Annotated in this window: 20 protein-coding genes and 1 riboswitch; of the genes, 18 read left to right on the forward strand and 2 right to left on the reverse strand. The window is 67.9% G+C overall.

What is annotated here, in order from left to right:
- The first annotated feature begins 121 nt into the window (after nt 1–121).
- The 3 genes from ccmI to CRO50_RS16205 are packed head-to-tail and all read left to right on the forward strand — an operon-like array spanning nt 122 to nt 2,069.
- The gene (gene ccmI, locus CRO50_RS16195; RefSeq protein ID WP_097146959.1) at nt 122–1,366 is read left to right on the forward strand and encodes a c-type cytochrome biogenesis protein CcmI; all 1,245 of its coding nucleotides are present in this window, start codon (nt 122–124) and stop codon (nt 1,364–1,366) included.
- Nucleotides 1,363–1,833: a Holliday junction resolvase RuvX gene (ruvX, locus tag CRO50_RS16200; protein ID WP_097146960.1), complete on the forward strand. Its 471-nt coding sequence runs from the start codon at nt 1,363–1,365 to the stop codon at nt 1,831–1,833. Before ccmI ends, ruvX begins: the two co-directional genes overlap by 4 nt.
- The gene (locus CRO50_RS16205) at nt 1,830–2,069 is read left to right on the forward strand and encodes a DUF1289 domain-containing protein (RefSeq protein ID WP_097146961.1); all 240 of its coding nucleotides are present in this window, start codon (nt 1,830–1,832) and stop codon (nt 2,067–2,069) included. The genes ruvX and CRO50_RS16205 overlap by 4 nt, the downstream gene beginning before the upstream one ends.
- 27 nt (nt 2,070–2,096) lie before the next feature.
- Here the strand turns inward: CRO50_RS16205 and CRO50_RS16210 are convergent, their stop codons facing one another.
- Complete coding sequence (locus CRO50_RS16210) at nt 2,097–2,906, reverse strand: hypothetical protein (protein ID WP_097146962.1); 810 nt, start codon at nt 2,904–2,906, stop codon at nt 2,097–2,099.
- A gap of 364 nt (nt 2,907–3,270) precedes the next feature.
- Between CRO50_RS16210 and CRO50_RS16215 the strand changes: the two genes are divergently transcribed.
- Entirely contained in the window at nt 3,271–4,071 is an 801-nt protein-coding gene (locus CRO50_RS16215; RefSeq protein WP_097146963.1) for an alpha/beta hydrolase, read from the forward strand.
- On the opposite strand, the gene dusA is transcribed toward CRO50_RS16215, so the two are convergent.
- Nucleotides 4,068–5,075 carry a tRNA dihydrouridine(20/20a) synthase DusA gene (gene dusA, locus CRO50_RS16220; protein WP_097146964.1) on the reverse strand — a complete coding sequence of 336 codons (1,008 nt, stop codon included), beginning with the start codon at nt 5,073–5,075 and terminating at the stop codon, nt 4,068–4,070. The two genes, CRO50_RS16215 and dusA, sit on opposite strands and share 4 nt — an antisense overlap.
- A gap of 111 nt (nt 5,076–5,186) precedes the next feature.
- Here dusA and CRO50_RS16225 point away from each other — a divergent pair, with 111 nt between their 5' ends.
- From CRO50_RS16225 to CRO50_RS16290, 14 genes are all read left to right on the forward strand, one after another.
- On the forward strand, nt 5,187–6,275 hold the full coding sequence (locus CRO50_RS16225; protein WP_097146965.1) for a tyrosine-type recombinase/integrase: 1,089 nt from the start codon (nt 5,187–5,189) through the stop codon (nt 6,273–6,275).
- A 151-nt stretch (nt 6,276–6,426) separates the two neighbouring features.
- On the forward strand, nt 6,427–7,950 hold the full coding sequence (locus tag CRO50_RS16230; RefSeq protein ID WP_232617809.1) for an ABC transporter substrate-binding protein: 1,524 nt from the start codon (nt 6,427–6,429) through the stop codon (nt 7,948–7,950).
- Nucleotide 7,951: 1 nt separating this feature from the next.
- Nucleotides 7,952–8,638: an ATP-binding cassette domain-containing protein gene (locus tag CRO50_RS16235; RefSeq protein ID WP_232617810.1), complete on the forward strand. Its 687-nt coding sequence runs from the start codon at nt 7,952–7,954 to the stop codon at nt 8,636–8,638.
- Complete coding sequence (locus tag CRO50_RS16240; protein ID WP_097146967.1) at nt 8,632–9,363, forward strand: ABC transporter ATP-binding protein; 732 nt, start codon at nt 8,632–8,634, stop codon at nt 9,361–9,363. The genes CRO50_RS16235 and CRO50_RS16240 overlap by 7 nt, the downstream gene beginning before the upstream one ends.
- Nucleotides 9,360–10,295, forward strand: coding sequence for an ABC transporter permease (locus tag CRO50_RS16245; protein ID WP_097146968.1), 936 nt, complete (start codon nt 9,360–9,362; stop codon nt 10,293–10,295). Before CRO50_RS16240 ends, CRO50_RS16245 begins: the two co-directional genes overlap by 4 nt.
- On the forward strand, nt 10,288–11,091 hold the full coding sequence (locus CRO50_RS16250; RefSeq protein WP_097146969.1) for an ABC transporter permease: 804 nt from the start codon (nt 10,288–10,290) through the stop codon (nt 11,089–11,091). Before CRO50_RS16245 ends, CRO50_RS16250 begins: the two co-directional genes overlap by 8 nt.
- Nucleotides 11,088–11,990 carry a DMT family transporter gene (locus tag CRO50_RS16255; protein WP_097146970.1) on the forward strand — a complete coding sequence of 301 codons (903 nt, stop codon included), beginning with the start codon at nt 11,088–11,090 and terminating at the stop codon, nt 11,988–11,990. The genes CRO50_RS16250 and CRO50_RS16255 overlap by 4 nt, the downstream gene beginning before the upstream one ends.
- A gap of 123 nt (nt 11,991–12,113) precedes the next feature.
- Nucleotides 12,114–12,327: riboswitch (cobalamin riboswitch) on the forward strand.
- A gap of 104 nt (nt 12,328–12,431) precedes the next feature.
- A complete protein-coding gene (locus CRO50_RS16260; RefSeq protein ID WP_232617811.1) occupies nt 12,432–13,259 on the forward strand; it encodes a (2Fe-2S) ferredoxin domain-containing protein in 828 nt (275 codons plus the stop codon).
- Nucleotides 13,256–14,794, forward strand: coding sequence for an ABC transporter substrate-binding protein (locus CRO50_RS16265; RefSeq protein WP_232617812.1), 1,539 nt, complete (start codon nt 13,256–13,258; stop codon nt 14,792–14,794). Before CRO50_RS16260 ends, CRO50_RS16265 begins: the two co-directional genes overlap by 4 nt.
- A gap of 1 nt (nt 14,795) precedes the next feature.
- Nucleotides 14,796–15,734 (forward strand): ABC transporter permease, encoded by a 939-nt coding sequence (locus CRO50_RS16270; protein WP_097146972.1) that lies wholly within the window; start codon nt 14,796–14,798, stop codon nt 15,732–15,734.
- Nucleotides 15,731–16,630: an ABC transporter permease gene (locus CRO50_RS16275; protein ID WP_097146973.1), complete on the forward strand. Its 900-nt coding sequence runs from the start codon at nt 15,731–15,733 to the stop codon at nt 16,628–16,630. Before CRO50_RS16270 ends, CRO50_RS16275 begins: the two co-directional genes overlap by 4 nt.
- Nucleotides 16,627–18,063: an ABC transporter ATP-binding protein gene (locus tag CRO50_RS16280; RefSeq protein WP_097146974.1), complete on the forward strand. Its 1,437-nt coding sequence runs from the start codon at nt 16,627–16,629 to the stop codon at nt 18,061–18,063. The genes CRO50_RS16275 and CRO50_RS16280 overlap by 4 nt, the downstream gene beginning before the upstream one ends.
- A gap of 79 nt (nt 18,064–18,142) precedes the next feature.
- Complete coding sequence (locus CRO50_RS16285) at nt 18,143–18,532, forward strand: hypothetical protein (RefSeq protein ID WP_143516947.1); 390 nt, start codon at nt 18,143–18,145, stop codon at nt 18,530–18,532.
- A 41-nt stretch (nt 18,533–18,573) separates the two neighbouring features.
- Nucleotides 18,574–19,728, forward strand: a 1,155-nt coding sequence (locus CRO50_RS16290; protein ID WP_097146976.1) for a PepSY-associated TM helix domain-containing protein, incomplete at its 3' end; no start/stop codon positions are given.

The raw sequence follows: 19,728 nt of genomic DNA on the forward strand, positions 1-19,728 counted from the left end.
GCCTCAATCCGTCGTAATATGCCGTACTTGCGACATGGGCGCTCAGGGGGCCGGAATGCCCCTTTTGCCGCTGGCGCGGGCAGGTTAGACCAAGTGCAATGATACAAGACAGGTCCCGCCGATGTTCTTCTGGGTGATCTCCGCCATTCTATCGCTCGTCGTGGCCGCCCTGCTGGGTCGCAGCCTGCTGTCGCGCGACCGGACCGAGCCCCCGGCCGAGGCGCTGGACGTGGCCCTCTACCGCGATCAGCTGGCCGAGATCGACCGCGACGTCGCGCGCGGCACCCTGCCGGAAGACGAAGCCGCCCGCACCCGCACCGAGGTCTCGCGCCGCCTGCTCGCCGCCGATGCCGCCACGCGGGCCGCAGGCGCCAGGGGCACGGCAAAGGGTCCGGGCCGCATCGCGGCCGGGCTGGTGACGCTTCTGGTCATCGGCGGTGCCTTCGCGCTCTACCTGAGGATCGGCCAGCCGGGCTACCCCGACCTGCCCCGCTCCGAGCGGATCTCTCATGCCCAGGATCTGCTGCAGGGTCTGCCGACCCAGGCCGAGGCCGAAGCGAACCCCGGAGAGATGATCTTCTCCCCGCCCGAGGCCTCGGCCGAATTCGCCGAGCTGATGCAGAAGCTGCGCAGCGCCGTCGAAGAGCGCCCCGAGGATATCCGGGGCCTGCGCCTGCTGGCCCGCAACGAGGCCGCCCTTGGCAATTTCACCGAGGCCGCCCGCGCCCAGGCCCGCGTGCTTGAGCTGGCAGGTGGCGCCGCCTCGGGGCAGGACCACGCCGATTACGCCGACATGCTGATCCTCGCCGCCGGAGGCCGGATCTCAGCCGAGGCGGCCCAGACGCTGCAGGTGGCCCTGCACAAGGACCCGCGCAACGGCATTGCCACCTATTACTCGGGCCTGCTGATGGCGCGCACCGGGCGGCCCGACATCGCCTTCCGGCTCTGGGACGGGCTTCTGCGGTCCTCGCCCGAGGACGCGCCCTGGACCCCGCTCATCCGCGCCCAGATCGACCAGGTGGCCGATCTCGCCGGCGAAACCTCCTACAGCCAGCCCCCCGTTGCCACGCCCCCTGCCGCAACGGCACCCGGCCCCTCTGCCGAGGATATCGAGGCCGCAGGCGCGCTCTCGGACGAGGACCGCCAGCAGATGATCCGGGGCATGGTCGACGGGCTGGCCGACCGGCTGGCCCGCGAAGGCGGCACGGCCGAGGAATGGGCCCGGCTGATCGCCGCGCTCGGCGTGCTGGGCGAGAGCGACCGCGCCGGCGCCATCTACGTTGAATCGCAACAGGTCTTCGCCGGAGATGCCGCAGCGCTTGGCCTTCTGGCCTCGGCGGCCGAACAGGCAGGAGTGTCGCAATGATCTACGAAGAGATCGAGGAATTCGCCGCCGCCCTGCCCCCCATGCGGGCGCTGGCCGGGCTCGACTTCGGCGAAAAGACCATCGGGGTTGCCGTCTCAGACGGTCTGCTGTCGGTCGCCACGCCGCTGGAGACCATCCGGCGCAAGAAATTCACCCTGGATGCCGAGGCCCTCATGGCGATCATCGCCAAGCGGGATCTCTGCGGCATCGTGCTGGGGCTGCCGCGCAACATGGATGGCTCCGAGGGGCCGCGCTGCCAGAAGACCCGCGCCTTCGCCCGCAACCTCGCCCGGCTCACCGAGCTGCCGATCAGCTACTGGGACGAGCGCCTGTCCACCGTCGCCGCCGAACGCGCCCTGCTCGAGGCCGATACCTCGCGCCGGCGCCGGGCCGAGGTGATCGACCACGTGGCGGCATCCTACATCCTTCAGGGAGCGTTGGATCGCCTGCGCCATCTGCGCGGATGAGCGGCGAGGATTTTCCGCGCCGCAATGGCATCAGCTCGCCCTGCGTGGATATCTGCGTCATCCACCCCGAGGCGCGGCTCTGCACCGGCTGCCTGCGTTCGATCGACGAGATCGCCGGCTGGGGTCGCATGAGCGAGGAAGAGCGTCAGGCCATCATGGCCGATCTGCCTGCGCGTGGGCCGCTGAAAGCGTCGCGCAAGGGCGGACGGCGCGGCCGCATGGCGCGCGGTCAGTAGTCCTTCGCCTTCGATGTCCTGAAAGGGTCAGGCGGCGGCAGTCTTGCCGCGTGGCGCTTCCTGCACCAGTTCCACGTGCTTGGCCGAGACCTTGCCCGCGCCCCCATCGACCACCGCGACGACACGCCCGCCGAGGGTGATCAGCGCCGCGCCGGGGCGGCTGTCGTCGGTGACAATCCCCACCCGGCCGGAGCCCGCGTCCTCGGGGCGATATTCCAGCACGATCTGGTCGCGCGCAGGATCGAAATCAGAGATCACCGGCGCCGTCTCGATCCCGGCCACCGCAGGGCGCGCGGCGAACTCGGGCGCGGCAGCCTCGGCGGCAGCGGGCTGAGGGGCATCCAGGCTGGAGGCCCAGGCCTCTTCCAGCGGCGCCTCGAACCCATCCTCGCCCAGAGCCGGAGCCTCGGCAGAGAGCAGCTCGGGGTCGATGGCCTCGTCGTCCTGCATTGCCTCGGCGATCAGCGCTTCGGTGCGTTCGGGGCTGAGGGAGAATTCCCTGTCGGCCACCCGGTCCTCGGCCAGCCTGTCGCGGTCGCCACTGCGATCCCCGTTTCGATCCAGTGTCGCCGAGAGCCGGGCCGCCAGCCCGTCTGCCTCGTCCGCAGCCTCTGCGGAGGCTGTCCCGGAGGTCTCCTCCTGCCCGCCGATCTGGCGGATACGGTCGCGCAAGCGGCGCCCCACATCATGTCCGAAGATGCCCACTGACTGGATCTGCTCATCAGCATCCTCGAGCGCGGAGCCGCGCGCCACGGCAGAGCTGTCACGCTCGCCCTGGTAGGATGTGAAGGCCACGCCGATCGCTGCCAGCGCGACAACTGAGATGAGCTCCAACATGCGGGATGATCCTCTTGCCGTGCGGATAATCTGGCAGCCGAATATGGCTGCCCTATGGCCATTTCCGGGGGGAATGCGGCACGGAAACGATCCCGCCGAATGGCAGAAATTGTTGCCAAAATCTTGCCGAGCTCCGGAATTTCTCAAGATTTTCTGTGGCCGCAGGCAGGGTAAGAAGACCTCCTTCTGGGAGTGGTGGAGGGCGCCGTCCCCATATCTGGTAGAAAATGGCAAAAATGCGTCCTGTCACGGCATGGGCCTGCCCCTCTGCGGGAACTGATTTGCGCTTTCCCGTGTCCGGCCGGCTGCCTAGTTTGGCCCGAGCCCCCACCCCCTGCTGTGCCGTGTCGCCACCGGAGATTCGATGGACCAGACCTTGACCCTGCCCTCTCCACGCCAGCCCATGGCCGCCACGCTGAACCGCTCGGGCCCGCCCGGCCCCGTGGTTCTGCTGCTGCATGGGTTCACTGGCAGCCGCGACGAAATGCAGATCCCGTCCACCGGAGAAGGTGTCTTCGCCCGCACCGCACGGCAGCTGGCAGGGGCCGGATACTCCAGCCTGCGCATCGACTTTCGCGGCTCGGGCGAAAGCCAGGGCCAGATGAGCTTTGCCGAGAGCGATTTTGAAACGCAGGTGGCGGATGTGCTGTCCGCGCTCGACTGGCTGCGGGCGCAGGGCTACGGCCCGGTCCACCTGCTGGGCTGGAGCCAGGGCGGCATGATCGCCTCTCTTGCCGCCGGACGCGGGGCCGAGGTGGGCTCTGTCATCCTGTGGAACGCCGTGGCCGAGCCACAAGAGAGCTTTGGCCGCATCCTTGGCCCGAAGATGCTGGCGCGCGGCATGGCTGCGGATGATCAAGAGACCCCGGTGGGGATCACCCTGCCCTGGGGGGACCGCGTTAAGCTCGGACGGCAGTTCTTCCGGCAGCTCGCCAGCCTCGATCCGGTGCAGGAGATCGCCCGCTACCGCGGCCCGCTGATGGTCGCCTGGGGTTCCGCCGATCCGCTGGTGCCCGAGAGCTCTGCCAGGGCACTTCTTGCCGCCCATGACGGGCCGCAGGCTGCCTATGCCGGCCCCTTCGATCATGCCTTCGACATCCACCACGGCACGCGGGCGCTCGATGCGCTGATCGCGCGCAGCATCGCGTTCCTGGACGGTCTCTAGGCGGCTTCGGGCGCCACCAGCGCCAGGGCGTCGCGCACCACGTCTGGTCCGGCGCCCGCGCGATGCGCGTGCTCGGACAGGTGCCGCCGCCAGGCCCGCGCGCCGGGGCGACCGGCGAAGAGGCCCAGCATGTGCCGGGTCACCTGGCCCAGCTTGCCGCCCCCGCTGACGTGACGCTCGATATAGGGCAGCATCGAGAGCACGGCCTCTTCCGGCCCCATGCCGCCATCCTGGCCGTAGATCCGCGCATCCGCCCCGCAGAGCACATTGGCGGGCTCATGGTAGGCGGCGCGGCCGATCATGACCCCGTCCAGCCCCTGCGCCAGCAGCGCCTCGGCCTGGTCGAGCGTGGTGATGCCGCCGTTGATCGACAGGTGCAGATCCGGGAAGGCCGCGCGCATCTTCAGCACCAGCGGGTAGTCGAGCGGCGGGATATCGCGGTTCTCCTTCGGGCTCAGCCCCTGCAGCCAGGCCTTGCGCGCATGCACCGTCACCCGTCGGCACCCCGCCGCAGAGACCTTCTCTAGGAAGTCCGGCAGCACCTCTTCGGGGTCCTGCTCGTCGACGCCGATGCGGCATTTCACCGTGACCTCGACATCCACCGCCTCGCGCATGGCGCTGACGCAATCCGCGACCAGCTCGGGGTGCTTCATCAGCACCGCACCGAATGTGCCCGATTGCACCCGATCCGAGGGGCAGCCGCAGTTGAGATTGATCTCGTCATAGCCCGCTTCCGCCCCGAGCCTGGCGGCCTGGGCCAGCTCTTCGGGCTCGGAGCCGCCGAGCTGCAGGGCCACGGGGTGTTCCTCGGGGTTGAAGTCCAGCAAGTGCATCGCCCCACCCCGGACCAGCGCCGGAGAGGTGACCATTTCGGTATAGAGGAGCGTCTGCCGGCTGAGCAGCCGATGCAGGTAGCGGCAATGGCGGTCCGTCCAGTCCATCATGGGTGCAACGGACAGGCGCGAAGCCACTAAAAGATCTACATTATTTTCTTTTTCAGCCACTTAAGAGACCTTCACCAATGCACGATTGAGCACCATTATTCCCTATTGCGCCCCATTTTTCGCGTGGTGTACACCAAATGGTGTACAGGTCTAGCTCATGGTGTACACCACATGGGAAGTATCACCGAAAGGCGCCGGGGAAACGGCTCGATAGCATATCGCGCAGCTGTCGTCATCCGTCGAGATGGCAAGCGCCACACCTTCACTCAGACATTTGATCGCGAGCAAGCGGCGAAGCGGTGGATATCAAAGAAGGAAAGAGAGCTTGCCGCCCCCGGCGGCCTCGAACGCGCGACCACGCCTGCAGAAACTCTTGGCAATGCGATTGACCGATACCTCAGCGAAAGCCGAACTGCGGTCGGCAAGACCAAGGCACAGGTTCTGGAGACTATAAAAGGTTGCGATCTTGCTTCCCTACCTTGTGCCGAGATCACAAGCGACACCCTCGTTCAGTTCGCACATGAGATCTCGGAGGGTCGCAAGCCTCAAACGGTTGGGAACTATCTCTCCCACCTGTCAGCAATCTTCGCGATTGCTCGGCCGGCATGGGGCTTGCCGCTCGATCGCCAAGCCATGCAGGACGCGATGATCGTTGCACGACGCATGGGTTTGATCTCCAAATCAGCGAAACGGGAGCGTCGCCCGAGCGTCGAAGAGATGGACAAGCTGATGAGCCATTTCGCCGATAGGCATCTTCGAGGCCGAAGCCTTCCGATGCACCATGTCTGCGCCTTCGCTCTCTTCTCGACCCGTCGCCAAGAGGAGATACTACGGATCAGTTGGGATGACCTCGAAGCGGACCACTCACGTGTTCTCGTACGGGATATGAAGCATCCGGGCGAAAAGATCGGAAACGACATCTGGTGCGAATTGACGCCAGAAGCTCTTTCAATCGCCCTGGCGCAGGCAAGGGTAACCGGCGAAAGGCGAATCTTCCCCTTCTCGACCGATGCGGTCTCGGCAAGCTTCACCAGGGCCTGCAAGCTGCTCGGCATCGAAGACTTGCACTTCCACGATTTGCGTCACGAGGGGGTATCGCGACTATTCGAGATGGGCCGAACTATTCCACAAGCCGCAAGCGTATCAGGCCACCGCAGCTGGCAAAGCCTGCAGCGATACAGTCACCTGCGCACGACCGGAGACAAATGGCTGGACTGGGCTTGGCTACCTCGCATTACGGCGGCGTCACACACCATGTGACGCCAGCTACTCTCAAACACCTTCGGATTCGCTAACTGATACTACACGCCCGTTTCCCCTAGCGAAGGGCACTCCCGTCTCCCCAACTCGATTGACAGTCATACGCCGCGCCCATAAACGTTATGTTATATTGTAACTCATGAGGCGCACTGTGATCAGATCGACTGCCCTTTCCATCCTTGCGGCGCTCATGCTGCCTGTCGCAAGCCCATCCATCGCGCAGGACGACAGCCTGACCATCGCGTATCTCAGCGGACCGACCGGCGAAGCGCCGGACCCGCGAATCCGCTACAATGGCTGGCTGTCCAACCAGACCGGCGTGACCGAAACCCTGATGGGGCTGACCCCCGAGATGGAGCTTTATCCCCGCCTTGCCGAAAGCCTGGAGCTGGTCGATCCCACCACTTGGCGGATGACCCTGCGCGAGGGTCTGGCCTTCCACGACGGCAGCCCGGTCACCTCTCAGTCGGTGATCGACAGCATTGCCCCGATCCTCGACGCCGGGTCCGAGCTGCACAACCCCCGAAACGCGGGCCTGCTGAAGATCGCCGGAATGGAGGCCGAGGGCGACCGCGTGGTGGTCTTCACCACGGCCGAGCCCAATGCGGCCTTCCCCTGGATCCTCACCGAACCCGGCGTCGTCGTGCTGGGCGAGCCCTCGGAGGCCTATCCGATCAACGCCACCGGGCCCTATATCTTCCGCGAGGCCATCGCTGATCAGCTCTACCGGGTCGAGGCCAATCCCGCCTACCGCGACGGTGCGCCGGGCATTTCCGAGGTGCGCGCCCTGACGGTCACCGATCCCGCCGCCGCGGCCCTGGCTTTCGAGGCGGGCGACGTGGACCTGGTGATCAACTACCCAGAAACCGACTTCGAGCGGATAACTGCGACAGGCGCCCAGGGCTTCTCGGCGCCGACGGTGCAGCTCTACTGGCTGGACATCGACGCCACCCATGGGCCGCTTAAGGACGCCCGCATCCGTCGTGCCGTGTCGTTGGCCATCGACCGGCAGGGCATCGTGGATGCGGCGCTCTCCGGCATCGGCGGCGAGCCTGCGGGCACGCTTTACCCGGCCCTGATGCCCTGGGCGGCGGATATCGCCCCGACCTACGATCCCGCCGCAGCCGAAGCGCTGCTGGCCGAGGCCGGCGCCGTCAAGCAGGGTGGTCGCTGGATGCTGGACGGGGAACCGCTGCGCATCGACCTGGTGACCTATGCCTCGCGCGCCGCGCTGCCGCCGACCGCCGAGCTGATCCAGGCCTATCTGATGGCCATCGGCATCGACGCCGGGGTTTCCATCGGGGAATGGGGCGCCAACAATGACGCCATCGCCTCGGGCAGCGCCGACATGCACCTGCAGGCCTGGGGCGTCGCCCCCTCGGGCGATCCGGCCTATTTCCCCGGCGCGGTCCTCCACAGCGAAGCTGGCAGCAATATCGGTGGCTATGCCAACCCGGCGCTTGATGCGCTTCTGGCCGAGGGGCGCCAGACCTTCGACCCCGAGTCCCGCAAGGCGATCTATGACCAGGTACAGGCCATCATCGCCAATGACGCGCCGATGATCCCGGTGTTTCATGCCGCGCAGGTCAGCGTCGCCAAGCCCGGCCTGAAGGGCTTCGCCGTGCACCCGGCGATGACCTACTGGCTGAGCCCGGACATCCGCTGGGCCGACTGACGTGAAAAGCATCGAAGCAAAGGGCCTGTCCGCGATGCGGGCAGGCCGCACCATCCTGCACCCGACCGATCTGTCCTTCGCCCCCGGCGACCGCATTGGGCTGGTCGGTCCAAGCGGCTCGGGCAAGTCCACCCTCTGCCATGCGCTGGTCGACCAGTTGCAGGCGCGCGGCGTGGCCGTGGCCCATGTGCCGCAAAGTCCGGACGAGGCGCTGGACCCGTTGCGCCGTCTGGATTTCCACTGGAGCCAAGCCGAGCGGGCGCTTGGTCTGGCGCCCGACGCGGCCCGCCGCGCGCAGCTGCTGCGCGCACTGGACCTTGAGGGCCGCCCCCTGAACGTCCGGCCCTGGGGCTGGAGCCGGGGCATGCAACAGCGCTTTGTCATAGCCCTGGCCCTGCTGGCCAGTCCCGCGCTGCTGGTGCTGGACGAGCCGACCTCGGCGCTGGATCCCATCGTCGCGGCGACCACCCTGGAACTGGTCGAGGCCCAGGCCGCGCGCACCGGCACCACGCTGCTGATCGTCACCCACGATCTCGGCCTGGCTGCCGCCCGCGCCCGCCGCCTGCTGGTGCTGCACGAGGGCAAGCTGGTCGAGGATAGCGACACGGGAACCCTGCTGACCAAGCCGCAAAGCACGGCGGCGCAGGCCCTTGTCGCACACAGGAACTGGGCGGATCTGCCATGCTGACAGTCGAGACCCTGACCGTGACCCGCGGAGGCCGCACAGTGCTGCGCGACGTGAACCTGACCCTTGCGCCGGGCCGTACCCTTGCCGTGCTCGGCCAAAGCGGCGCCGGAAAATCGACCCTCGTCGCATCCGTTCTGGGCCTGCTTCGCCCCGACCACGGCCAGGTGCGCTGGAACGGCGCTCCCCTGCCCCGCGGCGCCGCGGCGCTGGTAATGCAAGAGCCCCGCGCCGCCTTCAATCCGCGTCTGACCCTGCGCCGTTCCGTCCAGGAACCGCTAAGGGCGCGCAGGCTACCCGACGATCCCGTGCGCCTTGCCCGGCTCTGTCGCGGGCTGGAACTACCGCCCGAGAGCCTGGACCGGCTGCCCGGGCAGGTCTCCATCGGACAGGCGCAGCGCGCCGGGGTGCTGCGCGCCCTGATCGCCGCGCCGCCACTGATCCTGTTTGACGAACCGCTCTCGGCCCTGGACGCGATGACCCAGAAACATACTGCCCGGATGATTTCGGAGCTGCAGCGCGAAGAAGGGTTCGCGGCGCTGGTCGTGACCCATGACCTTGGATACGCCGCCGCCCATGCCGATGCCATCGCGGTGCTGCGTGCCGGCCAGATCGAAGAGACCGCCGAGACTGCCACCTTCTTCGCCGCGCCGCAAAGCGCCTATGGCCGCAGCCTGGTCGAGGCGGCGGTCTCGCTCGGGGCGCTCGGGAGGCAGACGGCTGCATGAGACAGATCCTGGACCTGCTGCTGCGGGCATTGCTGGTGCTTGCCGGCGCCGCGCTGCTGACCTTCACCCTGCTCTGGCATGCGCCGGGCGATCCGGCGACCACAATCGCCGTGGCCCGATACGACAGCGTGGTCTCACAGGAGATCATCGCCCAGATCCGCGCCGAGGCGGGCCTGGATGCTGGCTACTGGACCGCCTTTCGGCACTGGGTCACGCCGCTTCTGGCGGGTGATCTGGGAAACTCCGCGGTCTCGGGACGGCCGATCTGGCCCGAGATGCGCACGGCCATGGCGCTGACCGCGCCACTTGCGCTCTCGGGGCTGTTGATTGGTCTGGGGCTGTCGATCCCGCTGGCGATGCTGGCAGTGCGCCATCCCGGTGGCTGGGTGGATCGTGGCGCCGTGGCCGTGGCCTCGCTGGGGGCCGCCATGCCGGCCTACTGGTTGGCGCTGCTGCTGATCCTGCTCTTCGCGGTCAAGCTGCTGTGGCTGCCCGCCATGGGCACCGGCAGCGCCCGACACCTCATCCTGCCCGCCCTAACGCTGGGACTGGGCACTGCCGCCGCGCTGACCCGCATCTTGCGCTCGGCCCTGCTGGAGGCGCGTGGCGCGCCCTTCCTGCCGGCCCTCGCCCGGCGCGGTGTCCAGCGGCGTGAACGCGCCCTTAGCCACATTGCCCCCCATGCCGCCATCCCAGTTCTGACCGTCGCCGGGCTGGAGCTGGCCTTCCTGCTGGAAGGCACGGTCATGGTCGAGGTGATCTTCGCCCGCCCCGGCCTGGGAGGCTTCCTGATCCATGCCATCCAGGCGAGGGATTTCCCCAAGGTGCAGGCCGTGGTGCTGCTGATCGCGCTGGTCTTCGTCGTGGTCAATCTGCTGACAGATCTGCTCTACCAACTGGTCGACCCCAGAATAGGAGAGAGCGATGCGTGAGCTGCGTCCCGTCCTGATCGTCGCCGGGCTGCTGGCGGCTCTGGCCCTGTTCGGCCCGGCGCTGGCGCCCAATGCGCCGAACGCCATCGACATTCCCAACAGGCTGGCCGCACCCGGTGGCCAGTATCCCCTGGGCACCGACGCCATGGGCCGCTGCATCCTGTCTCGCCTGCTGCACGGGGCCAGCTGGTCGCTGGGACTGGCCTTCTTGGTCTCTACCATCGGGTTGGTCACCGGCACCCTGATCGGGCTGTCCGCGGCCATGGGCGGGCGACGCATCGACTGGGTCGTGATGCGGGTGACCGACATCTTCCTGGCCTTCCCCGACTTGGTCGCGGCGGTGGTGATCGCTGGCGTGCTTGGTGCCGGCACCGGCAGCCTGATCTTCGCCCTCAGCGCGACTGGCTGGATGCGCTACGCCCGTGTCACCCGGGGCATCGGCCTTGGCCTTGCCAAACGGGGGCATGTCGTGCAGGCGCGGCTTGCCGGGCTCTCTCCCGCCGCGATCGCGCGCTGGCATTACCTGCCCGCGCTGGCGCCCTCGCTGACCGTAGTCTGGACCGGCATGCTGGCCCGCGCCATCCTCGGGATCTCGGCGCTCGGGTTCCTTGGCTTCGGCGTGCAGCCCCCGACCCCCGAATGGGGCACCATGCTGCTGGACGCCCGCGTCCACATGCGCTCGACCCCCTTGCAGATGATCTGGCCCGGCGGAGCCGTTGTCCTTTGCGTCCTGGCCATCAACCTTACCGGCGACATCCTGCGGGATGCGCTGACCGAAAGAACGGAACCCGCATGACCCCGGCCGAACTCCCCGTCGAGAACCCCACGCGTGGCATACTGCTGCGGCTGCTCTCGGGACTGCTGTTTGCCGGGATGGTTGTCATGGTGAAGGCCCTGAGCGAAGACATCCCCCTGGGCGAAATCGTCTTCTTCCGCTCGGCCTTCGCCCTGATCCCGCTGGTGATTTTCCTACGCCTGCGTGGAGAGTTTCCGGCGGGCCTGCGCAGCAAGCTTCCCTGGGGCCATGTCCTGCGCTCAGGCTTCGGCGCGGCGGCGATGTTCACCTCCTTCGCCTCGATCGCGCGGCTGCCGGTCGCCGAGGCCACGCTGATCGGCTACCTCTCTCCGGTGCTGACCGCCATCGCAGGGGTTGTCCTGCTGGGCGAGAGAGCGACCCCCTACCGCGTGGGCGGGATTGCCCTGGGCCTGGCCGGTGTTGCCGTTCTCGTCGGGCCGGAACTGGGCGCAGGCCCGATGGACCGGGTCCGCCTGGCCGGGCTCGCCCTGGGTGTCGCCACGGCGGTGCTGACCTCGCTGGCGCTGGCAATGACTCGCAGCTTGGCGCGCAGCGGAGAAAGCCCCGGCGCAATCGCGTTTTACTTCGCTCTGACCTCGGCGCTGGCCGGGCTTCTGACCCTCAGCAGCGGCTGGATCATGCCCTCGTCCGAGACGCTGATCTTACTGGTCCTTGCCGGGTTGATGGGGGGCTTCGCCCATATCGCCATGACACTGGCCTTCCGCTACGCCGAGGCCTCGCGGCTGGCGCCATTTGAATACGTGTCACTGGTCTGGGCCGTGCTGGCCGACCTGCTGATCTTCGGCCTGCCCGTTGGCCCGGTCTTCTTCCTGGCCCTGCCCCTACTGCTTGGCGGCGCTGCCCTTGCGGCGCTGGAGCGCGGACGACGGCAACCATGACCTGTCCCGCTGCATCTGGCGCGCGGTGCGCATCCTACCGACAGGAAAGCCGCAACTTCTCGCCCGGTGGACCCTGTCGCTACGGCCCCGCCACCAAGCGCCTTGACCGTGAGGGATAGCGATGCTCTATGTCCCCCCGATGGCTCCCGACGGCCTAAAGGTCGCCGGGATTAAAAGGGAATGCGGTGCGGTGCCCCTCAGGCACCAATTCCGCGACTGCCCCCGCAACTGTAGGCGGCGAGCGACCCCGAAACGAACCACTGGACCGACGGTCCGGGAAGGTTCGGGGAAGCTGAGACCCGCGAGTCAGGAGACCTGCCGTCATGATTTTCACTCAACCCGGGCGGGGTGCCCCGGCAGGAGACCCGACCATGCCCAGACGGCCCAAGCCGCAAGACAGTTCCGGTATTCTGCCCGCCCCGCATCTGCGCGGAGGGCGCTATGACGGATATCGAACAACTCGACGAACGGGCGCCTAGCGGCGATCAGGCAGGCACGTCAGCAGAACACCCCCCGGTCGAAAGCCGGGCGCGGCAAGTGCTGTTCGCCTGTTCGGTGCCCAATCTCAGCACCGGAGCCCTGCGGCGCCTTCAGTCCATCTGCGCTGGCGCCACCACGCTTATACATCGGCTGATCCGCCTTGAAGAAGCCGGGCCCGGCCTGCTGGCGGCGCTGGACGAGATGCGCGAGGACGGCGCACAGGACATCCGTGTACAGCCGATCGGCCTGCCTTTCAGCGAGAGCCTGCAAAGCTGGTTGCCCGGGGTCCTGGCCCATTGGCAGGGCGAGCCCAGCAACAGCGAGATCCAGCTGAGCCTCGGGCCAGAACCGGCGCGCGCCGAGGCGGCTTCGGCCATCATGCTTGCGCAGGCGCTTGAGATGAAGCCCCGCCCGCTGGAGGGCGTCCGCCCGGCGCTCGGCAAGCCCGGCTGGCAGGATCCGCCGGATTTTGACTTTCACCTGCTGGTCTGCACCGGGCCGCGCTGCCACATGCGCGATGCGGCCAGCCTGACCCATGTGCTGAAGGCCGAATGCGCCGAGGCCGGCATATCGAAGCGCTGCCTGACCACCTCGACCGGCTGCATCTTCCCCTGCAATCGTGGCCCCGTGGTCGCGGTCTACCCGCAAGGCCACTGGTTCCACATCCCCGATCGCGCCGCCGCCCGACGCCTCGTCCGCGAGGTGCTCTGCGAGGGCGGCACCCTGCCCGAGTTCCATTTCCATACCGCGCGGCAGGCCCGCATTTCCAACGAAGGAGACCTCTCTTGACCCTTTCCCGCATTGCCGTACTGGCCGCGCTTGGCCTGACGCTGGCGCAGCCCGCCACCGCACAGGAGGCGGATCAGCCGATCCGCGTCATCACCTCGTTCCAGATCGACTCGATGGACCCCGAGACGGATGGCTTCTGGTTCCAGGAATTCGGCGTCGCCGAGCTGCTGATGGAGTTCCAGCCCGATGGCACCGTGGCCCCATGGCTGGCCGAAAGCCTGACCCAGGTCGATGACCTGACCTGGGTGATCGCCCTGAACGAGGGCGTGACCTTCCAGAACGGCCGGGCGCTGGATGCCGAGGCGGTGAAGGAGCTGATGGACTTCCGCCTTGCCAACAAGGCCTCGGTGCAGGGGATCGTGCCTGCTGGCACCACCTTCGAGGTCACCGGCCCGCTGGAGATCACCATCCACACCCCCGCACCGCTGCCCGAGATGCCCAACGTTCTGGCGCATGAACCCTATTTCCTGATCTATGATCTGCAGGCCGTCGAAGCAGCCGCGGGCGACTGGGAGTCGCTCGAGACGGCGGGGATCTACACCGGCCCCTACCAGGTCGAAGACCTGACGGATGCGGCCCTGATCGCCTCACGCTATGACGACTACTGGCGCGGCGAACCCGCTATGCCGGGCGTCACGGTCAGCTTCGTGACCGATATCAACGCCCGCGTGCTGGCCGTGCAGAACGGCGAGGGCGATATCGCGCTTTACCCGCAGGTCTCGGCCAAGCCGGTCTATGACGCCACGCCCAATGTGAACCTTGCCCTCGGCCCGGTCTCAACGGGCGGCTATGCGGCCTACATGAACACCGAAGCAGGCGCGCTGACCGATGTCGCACTACGCCGGGCGGTGATGAAGTCGCTGAACTACGCCGAGATCGCCGAAACGGTCTTCCGGGGCGCCACGGCGGAAGCCAAGGGGCTTTACACGCCCACCCTGCCCTGGGCCGTGGACAACTATGAATACGACCCCGAAGAGGCTGCCGCCCTGCTGGAGGAGGCCGGCTGGCTGCTGGACGGCAACCAGCGCGTAAAAGACGGCACACCGCTTGAGTTGCGTATCCTGATCTACCCCCAGCAACCCGACCTGGCACCCATGTCCAATGCCATGCAGGCCTACCTGCGCAAGCTGGGCATCGGCTCCGAAATCGTTTCGGTCGACAGCGTCAGCGAGGCCATCACATCGGGCAGCGTCGAGTGGGATATCGCGCTCATGGGCAATGGCTCGGCCACGGTTGGCGCGGTGCAGGGCTTCCTGACCCGCTACATGGTCACCGGCGCGGACCGCAACTACGCCGGTTATTCCAACGCCCGCATGGATGAGCTGATCACCACGCTGACCACCGAAAGCGGCACCGAGGCGCGCAACGCGATCCTGGCCGAGATCCAGCAGATCCTGGTCGAGGATGACCCCTACGTCTTCAACGTCACCATGCTGCGCGAGCGGGCCCTGGTGTCGGACGCATGGCGCAGCTACCAGCCCGGCGTCGCCTGGCGCCACGTCGGCTGGCAGACCGCGCCGGACGCGTTGCAGTAAGATGATCCGGGTCGCCCTCCGCCGCTTCGCCCAGGCCCTGCTGACAGCCCTTGCGGCCAGCCTGCTGGTCTGGGCCATGCTACCGCTTGCGCCGGGCGACCCGGCCTATCGCATCCTCTATTCCCAGACCCAGAAAGAGCCCCTGCCCGCCGAGATCGAGGCCCTGCGGCACGAGATGGGTCTGGATAAGCCGCTGCCGCTGCAATACGCGCAGTGGCTTGGCAAGGTCGCCCGGGGCGACCTCGCGCGCTCCTGGCGCACGGGGCAGCCGGTGGCCGAAGAGATCTCGCGCCGCCTGCCCGCCACACTGACGCTGGTCGGGCTGGCACTGGTGGTCTCGGTCGCGGTGGCGCTGCTGCTGGCGTTGATCTCGGCTGCGTTCCGCGACCGATGGCCGGACCGGGTGATCCGGGTCTACACCCAGATCGGCGCGGCGCTGCCCACCTTCCTCTTCGGCCTGCTGGCACTGCAGTACATCGTGGTCGGCGCCGGGGTCGGCAAAGTGCTTTCGGGCGGCGCCCTGCAGATGGCGATCCTGCCCGCGCTGATCATCGGCATCGACCGGGCGGCGGGCTGGACCCAGCTGCTGCGCGCCTCGCTGATCGAGGCCCAGGAGGCGGGCTTTGCCCAGGTCGCCCGGGCCCGGGGCGCCCGTCCGCGCCGCATCCTTCTGATCCATGCCCTGCCCAATGCCGCCCTGCCCTTCCTGACCGCCATCGGCGTCTCTGTCGGCGCGCTGCTCGGCGGCTCTCCGATCATCGAAGAGCTGTTCACCTGGCCGGGCCTCGGCAGCTATACCGTCGCGGCTCTCAGTGCCCGCGACTTCCCCGTCATCCAGGCCTTCGTGCTGATCTCGGCCCTGCTCTACGTCGCCGCAAGCCTGCTGATCGACCTGGCCGCCATCGCCCTCGACCCGCGCCTGAGAGAGGCCCACCCATGACCCGCAGCTGGCCCAACCTTTCGCCTGCCCGCGCCGTCGCGCCCGACGCCCTGCCCGGCGCCCCGGACCGGCGCCTGCTGAAACGGCTGTGGCGGCACCGCAGCGGGCGGCGCGGATTGATCCTGGGGGCTATGCTGCTGGCGCTGACCCTGCTGGGCATGGTCTGGACACCTTATGAGCCCGACTGGCCCGACTACACCGTCGCTCTGCAAGGCCCCAGCCTGGCACATCCCTTCGGCACCGACGACACCGGGCGGGACCTGCTGTCGCGTGTCATGGACGGGGCGCATCGCTCGCTTGGCGCAGCGCTGGCGGTGCTGGGCGGTGTCTTCAGTATCGGGCTGGTCTATGGCTGCATCTCGGGCCTGGCGCGCGGGCTCACCGACACGGTGATGATGCGCCTGGCCGACGTGATGATGAGCCTGCCGGGCCTCGTGCTGGCCTTCGCCGTCATAGGCGTCTTGGGCCCCGGCTTCGTCAACCTGCTGATCGCGCTGATTGTCGCCGACTGGGCCTGGTATGCCCGGCTGGCGCGCGCCATGGCGCTTGGCGCCCGCGACCGCCCCGAGGTGATCGCCGCCCGCATGGCAGGCGTCCCACGCTGGCGCATCCTGTCGGGCCATATCCTGCCCGGCATCGCGCTGCATCTGGGTGTCGTCGCCTCGCTGGCGCTTGGCGGCATGATCGGCGCGATTTCGGGCCTGTCGTTCCTCGGCCTCGGGGTGCAGCCGCCGCATGCGGAATGGGGGGCCATGCTCTCCACGCAACGGCTTTACTTCGCCATCGCGCCCTGGCTGCTCTGGGCGCCGGCGCTGATGATCTTCCTGTCGGTGCTGGCCTCGAACCTGATCAGCAACGCGCTGCGCGACATCCTTGCCGTGGAGGGCCGCCGATGAGCCCGGTTCTGGACTGCCGCAACCTGTCTGTCAGCTACGGCCCCACCCCCGTGGTCCACGGCCTGTCCTTCACCATCGCGCCGGGGCAATGCCTGGCCCTGGTCGGCTCCTCGGGCTCGGGCAAGACCAGCGTCGCCCGAGCGATCCTGGGCATGCAGGGACCAACTGCCCGTATCGGCGGGCAGATCCTGGTCGAGGGCCGCGACATGTCCCGCGCCACCGAGCGTGACTGGCGCGCGCTGCGAGGCCTGCGCATCGGCTACGTCGCGCAGGACCCCTTTGCAGCCTGCGACCCCCTGCGCAGCGTCGGGCATCACCTGTCAGAGGCCTGGCGCGCCCGGGGCCTCAGCCCCGACCCGGCCGAGATCTCCCGCAGGCTGACCGCCATCGGCATCGAGGACGCCCCGCGCATCGCCCTGCGCGCGCCCCATTGCTGGAGCGGAGGCATGTTGCAACGCGCCTCCATCGCCGCCGCATCGGCCCATGCGCCGCCGCTGATCATCGCCGACGAGCCCAGCTCGGCGCTGGATGCGGACCGGGCCGATGGCATCCTGACGGCCTTGCGCGCCTCGGGCGCGGCGATCCTGCTGATCAGCCACGACCTGGCGCTGGTCCAGCGCCAGGCCGACCGCATCGTGATCCTCGACCAGGGGCACTGCGTCGAAAGCCTGGACACCAGGGAGCTGGGCGGGCAAGCGCATCATCCCGTCACCCAGGCCCTGCTTGCCGCATCGCAAAGCCTGCCCGAGGGCACCCCGACGCCCCGCCATGCAGAGCCCCGCCATGCAGAGCCGCTGATCCGGGTTCAGGACATTGCCCGGCGGTTTCACGGCGACGGGCCCGAGGTGGGACAGGTCTCGTTCAGCGTCATCCCCAGTCAGACGACCGGGATCAGCGGCCCCTCCGGGTCGGGCAAGTCCACCGTGCTGAAGATGCTGGCAGGGCTAGAACGCCCGGATCGCGGCCTGATCGAACGCGCGCCCTCCCTGGCACGGCCGGGCGCCATCATGCCGATCTTCCAGAACCCTGCCGCCAGCCTCGATGCGCTCTGGCCCGTCTGGCGCTCGGTCGCGGAACCGGCGCAGGCGCAGCACCGGATGAACCGGAACCAGCAGAAGGACCTCGCGGCAGAGCTGCTGGCCCGCGTCGGCCTTGCCGCCATAGACCCCGAGGCCCGCCCGTCCGAACTCTCGCTCGGTCAGTGCCAGCGCGTCGCCATCGCCCGCGCCATCGCCGCGCGTCCGGCAGTGCTGATTGCGGATGAACCGACCAGCGCGCTGGACACCCTGTCACGCGCCCGGATCGGCGACCTGCTGGCCGGGCTCGTGGCCGAGGGAATGGCTTTGGTGGTGGCCAGCCACGACCCCTGGCTGCATGCTCGACTGAACGCCCGGCGGGTCGAGGTTGCTCGTGCCGCAGAATGCACCGCCTGAACGCGCGGCAATAGGTACCAGCGAGCCGGGCGCGAATGACCGTTGCGGGCCGGATCGACAGCCATTAGCGCTAGGGTCCATGAGACGATCCGCAGGACAGTGGGGGGCAATCACGATCTGGGTGCTTTGCGCGCCCTTCTTCCTGTTGTCCTTCGTCTCGGGCGGTGTGATGCCGGTCAAGACCACCGAGGGTATCCGGCTGGTGATCTGTACCGGCGACGAGATCCGCGAAGTGCTGGTCGATCCTCAAACCGGTCAGCCGCTTGAGGATCAGGACAGCCCGGCCGACGCTGCCGGCAAGTGCAGCTGGTCCTTCGCCCACATGGCGGCCAACCTCGCCCCCGACCTGCGCCTGCCACGCCCCGAAGCGCGTGCCCTGCCCCTCTCTCCGGCTGTCACCCCCGTCATCCTGATCGCAGCCCGCGCCACGGGCCTGCCCCCCGCAACCGGTCCTCCGGCACGGATCTGAGCCTTCCCTTCACGAATACTCAGATCCCTTGCGAGGACATCATGACTGACGCTACCCACGGAGCCGCGGCTCCGGCGGCCGCAACGGCTGCGAACAAGTACCAATTCATCGCCTGGCGCTGGCACTTCTATGCCGGTCTCTACGTCATTCCCTTCCTGATCATGTTGGCCGCCACCGGCCTGATCATGCTGTGGATTTCCTGGGGCGCCGGGATCGGCGCCGAACGGCTGGCGGTCACGCCAGGCAATGACACTCTTCCCGCAAGCACCCTGCGGCAGGCCGCCGAGAACGCCCTGCCCGGCGGCACCGCCACGCTCTACCAGGAGCCTCTGGCGGCGGACCGAGCGGCGGTTTTCGCCGTGGATCACGCGGACGGGCGCACCGGCATCGCGGTCGATCCCTACACGGGCGAGGTCCTGCGCAGCTTCCCCTGGCGCGCGGGTCTCTATGATCTTGCCAACGACATCCACGGCACCCTTCTGCTGGGCGACTTCGGCGACCGGCTCATCGAGATCGCCGCAAGCCTCGGACTGGTGCTGATCGCCTCGGGTCTCTACCTGCATTGGCCGCGCAACGGCCAGGGCTGGCGGCAGGTCCTGGTGCCATCGCTGTCGCGCCGGGGCCGCGCGCTCTGGAAGTCTATCCATGCGGTCCTGGGCTTCTGGATCTCGATCCTGCTGGTCCTCTTCCTGCTCTCGGGCCTCAGCTGGGCCGGGATCTGGGGCACCAAGATGGTGCAGGCCTGGAACACGTTTCCTGCTGACAAATGGGGTGCACCGCTCTCGGATGCGACCCATGCCGACATGAACCATGCGGGCACCCAGGATGTCGCCTGGACGCTCGAGCAGACGCCGCTTCCCGCCTCCGGGTCGCTCGCCGGAGAGGCCGCCATCACGGGCCCGGTCGATCTGGACAGTGTCGTCGGCTTCGCCCGCCAGTTGGGGTTTGTCGGTCGCTTCCAGCTCAACTTCCCCGCCGGTGAGACCGGGGTCTGGAGCATCAGCCACGACAGCATGTCGAACGACGGGCCCAACCCCGCAGCCGACCGCACTCTGCACATCGACCGCTACACCGGCAAGGTGCTGGCCGATATCCGCTACAAGGACTACTCGGCCTATGCAAAGGCCATGGCCTGGGGCATCGCCTTCCACGAGGGTGACATGGGCCTTTGGAACCTGGCGCTGAACACGCTCTTC

This window comes from Pseudooceanicola antarcticus, from assembly GCF_900215355.1.
GTDB classification, from domain to species: domain Bacteria; phylum Pseudomonadota; class Alphaproteobacteria; order Rhodobacterales; family Rhodobacteraceae; genus Pseudooceanicola; species Pseudooceanicola antarcticus.

What these genes read in the sequence shown, in the direction of transcription:
- CRO50_RS16260 (WP_232617811.1), top strand. Translation starts at nt 12,432, where the DNA reads ATGACGGATATCGAACAACTCGACGAACGGGCGCCTAGCGGCGATCAG.
- CRO50_RS16250 (WP_097146969.1), top strand. Translation starts at nt 10,288, where the DNA reads ATGCGTGAGCTGCGTCCCGTCCTGATCGTCGCCGGGCTGCTGGCGGCT.
- CRO50_RS16275 (WP_097146973.1), top strand. Translation starts at nt 15,731, where the DNA reads ATGACCCGCAGCTGGCCCAACCTTTCGCCTGCCCGCGCCGTCGCGCCC.
- CRO50_RS16210 (WP_097146962.1), bottom strand. Translation starts at nt 2,906, where the DNA reads ATGTTGGAGCTCATCTCAGTTGTCGCGCTGGCAGCGATCGGCGTGGCC.
- ccmI (WP_097146959.1), top strand. Translation starts at nt 122, where the DNA reads ATGTTCTTCTGGGTGATCTCCGCCATTCTATCGCTCGTCGTGGCCGCC.
- CRO50_RS16240 (WP_097146967.1), top strand. Translation starts at nt 8,632, where the DNA reads ATGCTGACAGTCGAGACCCTGACCGTGACCCGCGGAGGCCGCACAGTG.
- CRO50_RS16245 (WP_097146968.1), top strand. Translation starts at nt 9,360, where the DNA reads ATGAGACAGATCCTGGACCTGCTGCTGCGGGCATTGCTGGTGCTTGCC.
- CRO50_RS16215 (WP_097146963.1), top strand. Translation starts at nt 3,271, where the DNA reads ATGGACCAGACCTTGACCCTGCCCTCTCCACGCCAGCCCATGGCCGCC.
- CRO50_RS16225 (WP_097146965.1), top strand. Translation starts at nt 5,187, where the DNA reads ATGGGAAGTATCACCGAAAGGCGCCGGGGAAACGGCTCGATAGCATAT.
- CRO50_RS16285 (WP_143516947.1), top strand. Translation starts at nt 18,143, where the DNA reads ATGAGACGATCCGCAGGACAGTGGGGGGCAATCACGATCTGGGTGCTT.
- CRO50_RS16270 (WP_097146972.1), top strand. Translation starts at nt 14,796, where the DNA reads ATGATCCGGGTCGCCCTCCGCCGCTTCGCCCAGGCCCTGCTGACAGCC.
- CRO50_RS16280 (WP_097146974.1), top strand. Translation starts at nt 16,627, where the DNA reads ATGAGCCCGGTTCTGGACTGCCGCAACCTGTCTGTCAGCTACGGCCCC.
- ruvX (WP_097146960.1), top strand. Translation starts at nt 1,363, where the DNA reads ATGATCTACGAAGAGATCGAGGAATTCGCCGCCGCCCTGCCCCCCATG.
- CRO50_RS16255 (WP_097146970.1), top strand. Translation starts at nt 11,088, where the DNA reads ATGACCCCGGCCGAACTCCCCGTCGAGAACCCCACGCGTGGCATACTG.
- CRO50_RS16205 (WP_097146961.1), top strand. Translation starts at nt 1,830, where the DNA reads ATGAGCGGCGAGGATTTTCCGCGCCGCAATGGCATCAGCTCGCCCTGC.